This window comes from Streptococcus pseudopneumoniae (assembly GCF_038148955.1).
Taxonomy (GTDB): Bacteria; Bacillota; Bacilli; order Lactobacillales; family Streptococcaceae; genus Streptococcus; species Streptococcus pseudopneumoniae_T.
The window spans coordinates 21,117-27,555 of record NZ_JBBJZY010000023.1 but is presented as its reverse complement, the minus strand read 5'-3'; the positions used below and the strand labels follow the sequence as shown (position 1 = coordinate 27,555).

General features: G+C 42.7%; 6 protein-coding genes. All 6 read right to left on the bottom strand.

Going from position 1 to position 6,439, the window contains the following annotated elements; translation table 11 throughout:
• A partial coding sequence (gene carB, locus WKI23_RS08350) for a carbamoyl-phosphate synthase large subunit (RefSeq protein WP_368079588.1) occupies positions 1–1,836 on the bottom strand: 1,836 nt, incomplete at its 3' end.
• 584 nt (positions 1,837–2,420) lie between these two features.
• Positions 2,421–3,500: a carbamoyl phosphate synthase small subunit gene (locus tag WKI23_RS08345; RefSeq protein ID WP_000166853.1), complete on the bottom strand. Its 1,080-nt coding sequence runs from the start codon at positions 3,498–3,500 to the stop codon at positions 2,421–2,423.
• A 49-nt stretch (positions 3,501–3,549) separates the two neighbouring features.
• Positions 3,550–4,473 carry an aspartate carbamoyltransferase catalytic subunit gene (locus tag WKI23_RS08340; RefSeq protein ID WP_261062867.1) on the bottom strand — a complete coding sequence of 308 codons (924 nt, stop codon included), beginning with the start codon at positions 4,471–4,473 and terminating at the stop codon, positions 3,550–3,552.
• A gap of 18 nt (positions 4,474–4,491) precedes the next feature.
• The gene (pyrR, locus tag WKI23_RS08335) at positions 4,492–5,013 is read right to left on the bottom strand and encodes a bifunctional pyr operon transcriptional regulator/uracil phosphoribosyltransferase PyrR (protein ID WP_000850023.1); all 522 of its coding nucleotides are present in this window, start codon (positions 5,011–5,013) and stop codon (positions 4,492–4,494) included.
• Between the two features lie 210 nt (positions 5,014–5,223).
• A complete protein-coding gene (gene nth / locus WKI23_RS08330) occupies positions 5,224–5,853 on the bottom strand; it encodes an endonuclease III (RefSeq protein ID WP_033681985.1) in 630 nt (209 codons plus the stop codon).
• Positions 5,853–6,395: a DUF177 domain-containing protein gene (locus WKI23_RS08325; RefSeq protein ID WP_368079587.1), complete on the bottom strand. Its 543-nt coding sequence runs from the start codon at positions 6,393–6,395 to the stop codon at positions 5,853–5,855. The genes nth and WKI23_RS08325 overlap by 1 nt, the downstream gene beginning before the upstream one ends.
• Positions 6,396–6,439: the final 44 nt, after the last annotated feature.

The following is a 6,439-nucleotide window of genomic DNA, read 5'->3' as shown; positions in this document are numbered from 1 at the left end:
TGGCTCAAAGTAAAGCTTATCTGACACAGAGAAGTCAGTTGACACAGTCTCTGGGTTTGAGTTCATGATGATGGCTTCATAACCAGCAGCTTGAATAGCCTTAACTGAGTGAACAGTTGCGTAGTCAAACTCAACCCCTTGACCGATACGGATTGGACCTGAACCTAGAACTAGAACGGATTCCTTATCAGACTTGATAGATTCATTTTCCCAACCATAGGTTGAATAGAAGTATGGTGTTTCAGAGTCAAATTCTGCCGCACAAGTATCGACCATCTTATAAACTGGAACAATCTTGTTTTCCAAGCGAAGTTGACGAACTTGGTCTGCAGTCGTTTCCCAAAGTTCAGCAACCTTACGGTCTGAAAATCCATTAAGTTTAGCTGTTTTCAAAACTTCTAGATCTTGTGGATGGGCACCCAATTCTTGCTCAATTTCAAAGATATGCAAGAGTTTATCAAGATAGAATATATCAATCTTAGTCAATTCAGCAATTTCTTCTGGTGTGTAGCCACGGCGAATGGCTTCTGATACGTAGAAGAGGCGGTCATCTTGTGCTTTGACTACTTTTTCAATCAAGGAATCATCAGAAACTGCTGCAAGTTCAGGCATTTCATTGTGGTGCACCCCAATTTCAAGGGAGCGACAGGCCTTAAGGAGAGATTCTTCGATGTTTCGACCGATAGCCATGACTTCTCCAGTGGCCTTCATCTGTGTCCCAAGACGGCGCTCACCCTTTTCAAACTTGTCAAATGGGAAACGTGGAATCTTGGCAACCACGTAGTCAAGGGCTGGCTCAAACATGGCATAGGTTGAACCTGTAACTGGGTTGATAACTTCATCCAAGGTCAAACCTACTGCAATCTTAGCAGCCAATTTTGCAATCGGATACCCTGTCGCCTTAGATGCCAGGGCTGAAGAACGAGACACACGAGGGTTTACTTCGATGACATAGTACTTGAAGCTGTGTGGATCAAGGGCCAGCTGAACGTTACATCCCCCTTCAATCTTAAGGGCACGAATGATGCTCAAGCTCGCGTCACGTAGCATTTGGTTTTCATAGTCTGACATGGTTTGCGCAGGGGCAAATACAATGGAATCCCCTGTGTGAATCCCAACTGGGTCAAAGTTTTCCATGTTACAAACAACCAAAGCATTGTCAGCTGAGTCACGCATCACTTCGTATTCGATTTCCTTGAAACCTGCAATCGAACGTTCAATCAAACATTGGGTAACAGGTGACAATTTCAAACCATTTTCAGCGATTTCACGCAATTCTTCCTCGTTGGCACACATACCACCTCCAGTACCACCAAGTGTAAAGGCTGGACGAACGATGACTGGATAACCAATTGTCGCTGCAAAGGAAACTGCTTCTTCTACTGTATTAACAATTTCAGATTCTGGAATGGGTTGATCCAATTCTTCCATCAACTGTTTAAAGAGGTCACGGTCCTCCGCTTGGTCAATAGCAGATAATTTAGTTCCCAGAAGTTCAACACCAAGCTCATCGAGGATACCATTTTTAGACAATTCCATGGCCATATTAAGACCAGTTTGCCCACCAAGGGTTGGAAGTAAGGCATCTGGACGTTCCTTACGAAGAATACGCGTTACAAACTCAAGTGTAATCGGTTCAATATAAACCTTATCAGCAATTTCCTTGTCTGTCATGATGGTTGCAGGGTTTGAGTTAACCAAAACAACCTCATAACCTTCCTCTTTCAACGACAAGCAAGCCTGGGTCCCAGCGTAGTCAAACTCAGCAGCCTGACCAATAATAATCGGACCAGAACCAATCACCATAATTTTTTGAATATCAGTACGTTTAGGCATTTATAAGATATTAAGGGCGTCAAGCGGACAAAGCTAAAATAGGAGTTATGACGAAGAACTGTCAGTTCTAGGAATAACTATCTTTTTAGCACAGTCCGTAGCCCGTATTCAGTTTAGCAAATACGGACCACCCTTCTCCTTTCTATTCGGCAACTCTCGGGTTGCCATTAAATAAATTCTCCGACGATTTTTTAGCGAAACGATATTTTTCGATAAAAAATCTAGTGCAGGGAGTTTTTAGTTCGCCTAATAGCGACTAAAAGAAACGACCTGTCTTTCTATTCGTCGCCTCACAGGGCGACATTAAATAAATTCTCCGACGATTTTTTAGCGAAACGATATTTTTCGATAAAAAATCTAGTGCAGGGAGTTTTTAGTTCGCCTGATAGCGACTAAAAGAAACGACCTGCCTTTCTACTCGGCAACTCTCGGGTTGCCATTAAATAAGATACAAAGGACGAATAGAAAGCGATTGAATTTTAGGAAAACAAGGAAGGATTGACAATCCAAGTTGGTTTCTCTAAATTCCGAGCTTTCCGTCCGTGTTCAGTTACATAAATTCTCCGACGAGCTTTTACTCGTTCTTAGTTTGATTGTTTAAAAGCTTCCATCATCTCGATAAACTCGTCAAATAGGTAGCTTGCGTCGTGTGGCCCAGGGGCTGCATCTGGATGGTATTGAACAGAGAAAGCAGGTTGGTATCTGTGGCGAACTCCTTCAACTGACTTGTCATTGATTTCTTCGTGGGTGATAATCAAGTGTTCTGGCAAATCCTCACGGCTAACTGCATAACCATGGTTCTGGCTGGTGAAGTCTACACGGCCTGTAGCAATTTCACGTACTGCATGGTTAAATCCACGGTGACCAAATTTCATCTTGTAAGTCTTAGCCCCGTTTGCCATAGCAAAGAGTTGGTGCCCCATACAAATACCAAAGATTGGAATTTTTCCTTGCACACCACGAATCATGTCCAGTGCTTGGGGAACGTCTTCTGGGTTACCTGGACCATTTGACAACATAACTCCGTCAGGATTAAGGTGAAGAATTTCTTCTGCCGTTGTCGAATAAGGAACAACCGTCACGTTACAATTACGCTTAGAAAGTTCACGTAAGATTGAGTGCTTGAGACCAAAGTCCACTAGCACCACGCTCAAACCAACTCCTGGAGCTGGATAGGAAGTTTTAGTAGAAACCTGCTTGATATTGTCTGTCGGCAAGACTGTCGCTTGGAGCTGGTCCGTCACATGGTCCATACTATCTCCAACATGAGTCAAGGTTGCTCGCATAGTACCATGCTTACGGATAATCTTGGTAAGGGCACGCGTATCAATTCCTGAAATACCAGGAATTTTCTTGGCTTTCAAAAATTCATCCAGCGTCATTTGATTGCGCCAGTTGCTTGCTCGACGCGCCTCTTCGAAAACGACAACTCCCTTACAAGTTGGAATGATGGATTCGTAATCATCACGGTTAATTCCATAATTTCCTACCAAAGGATAAGTAAAGGTCAAGATTTGTCCATTATAAGACTGGTCTGTAATGGATTCTTGGTAGCCGGTCATACCTGTATTAAAGACGATTTCGCCTGTTACATCAATATCTGCTCCAAAGGCCTTGCCTTCAAAAACTGTGCCATCTTCTAATACTAGAAGTCTCTTTGTCATATTTTCACCTCTCGTGGACGCTCACTGGCGTCTTTTAACGTCTTGTGTTTTAGTTGGCGTTTCTACTCGCCAGTACGGATTCTAAGATTGCCATTCGAACAAAGACACCATTGGTCATTTGTTGGACAATCCGTGATTTTGGTGCTTCAACCAAGTGATCTGCAATTTCTACATCACGATTGACTGGAGCTGGGTGCATGAGGATTGCTGTTTCTTTCAAGCAATCATAACGTTCTTGAGTCAAGCCATGTTGGGCATGGTAGTCTTCTTTTGAAAAGACAGCTCCACTATCATGACGTTCATGTTGCACACGGAGAAACATCATGACATCCACCTGATCAATGATTTCATCAATAGTTACAAACTGTCCATAGTCTGCAAACTCTTGACTTCTCCATTCCTCAGGTCCAGCAAAATAAAGTTCTGCACCTAAGCGTTTCAAAATCTGCATATTGGATTTGGCAACGCGTGAGTGGTCCAAGTCACCTGCAATCGCAACCTTGAGACCCTCAAAGTGGCCAAATTCCTCATAAATGGTCATCAAATCAAGCAAGCTCTGGCTAGGGTGTTGACCCGAACCATCTCCACCATTGATGATGGAAGTCGTAATCGTGGGACTAGCAATCAACTCTCTGTAGTAGTCAACCTCTGGGTGGCGAATCACACAGACATCCACTCCTAAAGCAGACAGAGTCAAAATAGTATCATAAAGTGTTTCACCCTTATTAACCGAACTAGTCTTCACATCAAAGTCAAGTCGTTCCAATCCCAGTTTAATCTCTGCCACTTCAAAGGACTTATGCGTCCGTGTAGAATCCTCAAAGAAAAGATTGGAAACAATCGGATGATCCTCATAGGGAAGCTGAGCTCCGTTTTTAAACTCAATTCCTCGCTTGATCAATTTCATGACTTGATCGACAGTGAGGTCTTCCATGGACACCACATGGTTCAATGCTTGTTGATTTTCTGACATGGCTACTCCTTTAGCTTTCTAAGCTTCTTCAGTAATCAGAACTCTGTCTTGGCCATCAAGTTCTGCCATCTCTACGATGATTTCTTCAGAACGACTAGTTGGGATATTTTTTCCAACGTAATCTGGACGGATTGGCAATTCTCTATGTCCTCGATCGACTAGAACTGCTAAACTCACGCGCGCAGGACGACCATGACCGACAATATTATCAATAGCAGCACGGATGGTACGGCCTGTATAAAGCACATCGTCCACCAAGATAACTTCACGGTCTGTCACATCAACAGAAACCAAAGAAGTATCTTCTCCACTTTTAACATCATCACGGAAAGGTTTGGTATCCAATTCCACAACAGGAACTGAAAGATTTTCTAGCTGCTCCAAACGTTCTTGGATACGGTGGGCGATAAAGACACCTCGAGTTTTAATACCAGCCAAGACGATTTTATTCAAATCTTTGTTGCGTTCAATAATCTCATAAGTAATACGCGTAATCGCTCGTTTGACGGTCAATTCGTCTACAACTTCTTTTGTCTTCATGACAAACCTCCAAAAAGAAAAGTCTCCTTAAACAAGGAGACTTGAAATGTATAGCCAAGCGAGCCCTACTGCAAACAGTATAGACTTCACCCTTCTACTTTATCGCGCTCCTTGCCTGCCTCACGGGACAGGTTTAAAGGAATATTTAGTTATCAAATACTATAGCACAAAGCAGACCTAAAATCAAGCAAAAACTTTTGAGCCACCATCTTATAAATTGCTAAAATCATATAATTGTGGGTACTGGTCACACTCTGGATTTTTAGGATGACAAATGGCTCTTCCAAAATAAATCATGGCCTGATGAGCTGCTAACCACTGCTCAGGCGGCAAGATATCCATGACCCGCTTTTCCACCTCAAGTGGTGTCGCTGATTTTTTGACGATATCGTGGTGTTTGCAAATACGCTCCACATGAGTATCCACTGCAAAGGCTGGAATCCCAAATCCTACACTCATGACAACATTAGCTGTCTTGCGACCAACACCTGCCAAACTCTCTAATTCCTCTCGTGTTTGAGGGACTTGACCATCAAAATCGTCTAGTAACTGTTGGGCACATTTTTTTAGGAATTTAGCCTTATTCCGATACAGTCCCAAACGAGAAATGTGTGAGGCAATTTCACCCTCTGTCGCAACAGACATGGCTTGTGGCGTTGGAAAGGCAGCAAAGAGACCTGGCGTGGCCTTATTTACCGCTGCATCCGTTGTCTGAGCTGACAACATGACCGCAACCAAGAGTTCAAAATGATTGGTGAAATCAAGACTAGGCTTGGCATCTGGAAAAAGAGCAATGATTTCTTCTAGCACTTTTCGTGCTCGTTTTTTTGATAAGACCATTATTCGTCTCCATCAAATAGTCCTTGTAAGCCAGCAAAAGGACTGTTTTCTTCTTTCTTAACTGCTTGTTGGGCTTGGTATTCTTCCTCAGTCATGATTTGCCAATCATTTCCTGACACAAATCCTTGACCAGCCTCTTCTTCAGCCGTCAAGACCTTGATAGGAATGTTTAGTAGGATATTGTCTGACACGCTCTCAGCAAGGTCAAGTTCTCCATTTTCGATAGGCAAGACCAAATCATCATCTAAAACTTCCTGATCTAGTTGGTTAGTTGCGTCTTCCATGAAAACTTCTGTTACTGGATAAGATTCAACTAGCTCAACTGGTTCCATACTGCGACTTGAAGCAAGAACAATGGTATAAGATAGTTGATAATCTAAGAAATACATACGGTCTTCGTACTGTACTTTCCCAACTGCAAGGATATCTTTTACATCTAAAATTTCTTGATTGCGTGCACGCAGGTCTGCGGCTAGGTCTAATGTTTGTTCAAAATGCAAGCCTTCAGACTGCTTACGAATTTCTTGAATATTTAATTTCATACTTCCTCCATAAAGATTTACTCTCTTGATTATACCATGAAAAG

Coding starts and splice junctions, on each gene's coding strand:
- pyrR (WP_000850023.1), bottom strand. CDS start 5,013: ATGAAGACAAAAGAAGTTGTAGACGAATTGACCGTCAAACGAGCGATT.
- nth (WP_033681985.1), bottom strand. CDS start 5,853: ATGGTCTTATCAAAAAAACGAGCACGAAAAGTGCTAGAAGAAATCATT.
- WKI23_RS08345 (WP_000166853.1), bottom strand. CDS start 3,500: ATGACAAAGAGACTTCTAGTATTAGAAGATGGCACAGTTTTTGAAGGC.
- WKI23_RS08325 (WP_368079587.1), bottom strand. CDS start 6,395: ATGAAATTAAATATTCAAGAAATTCGTAAGCAGTCTGAAGGCTTGCAT.
- WKI23_RS08340 (WP_261062867.1), bottom strand. CDS start 4,473: ATGTCAGAAAATCAACAAGCATTGAACCATGTGGTGTCCATGGAAGAC.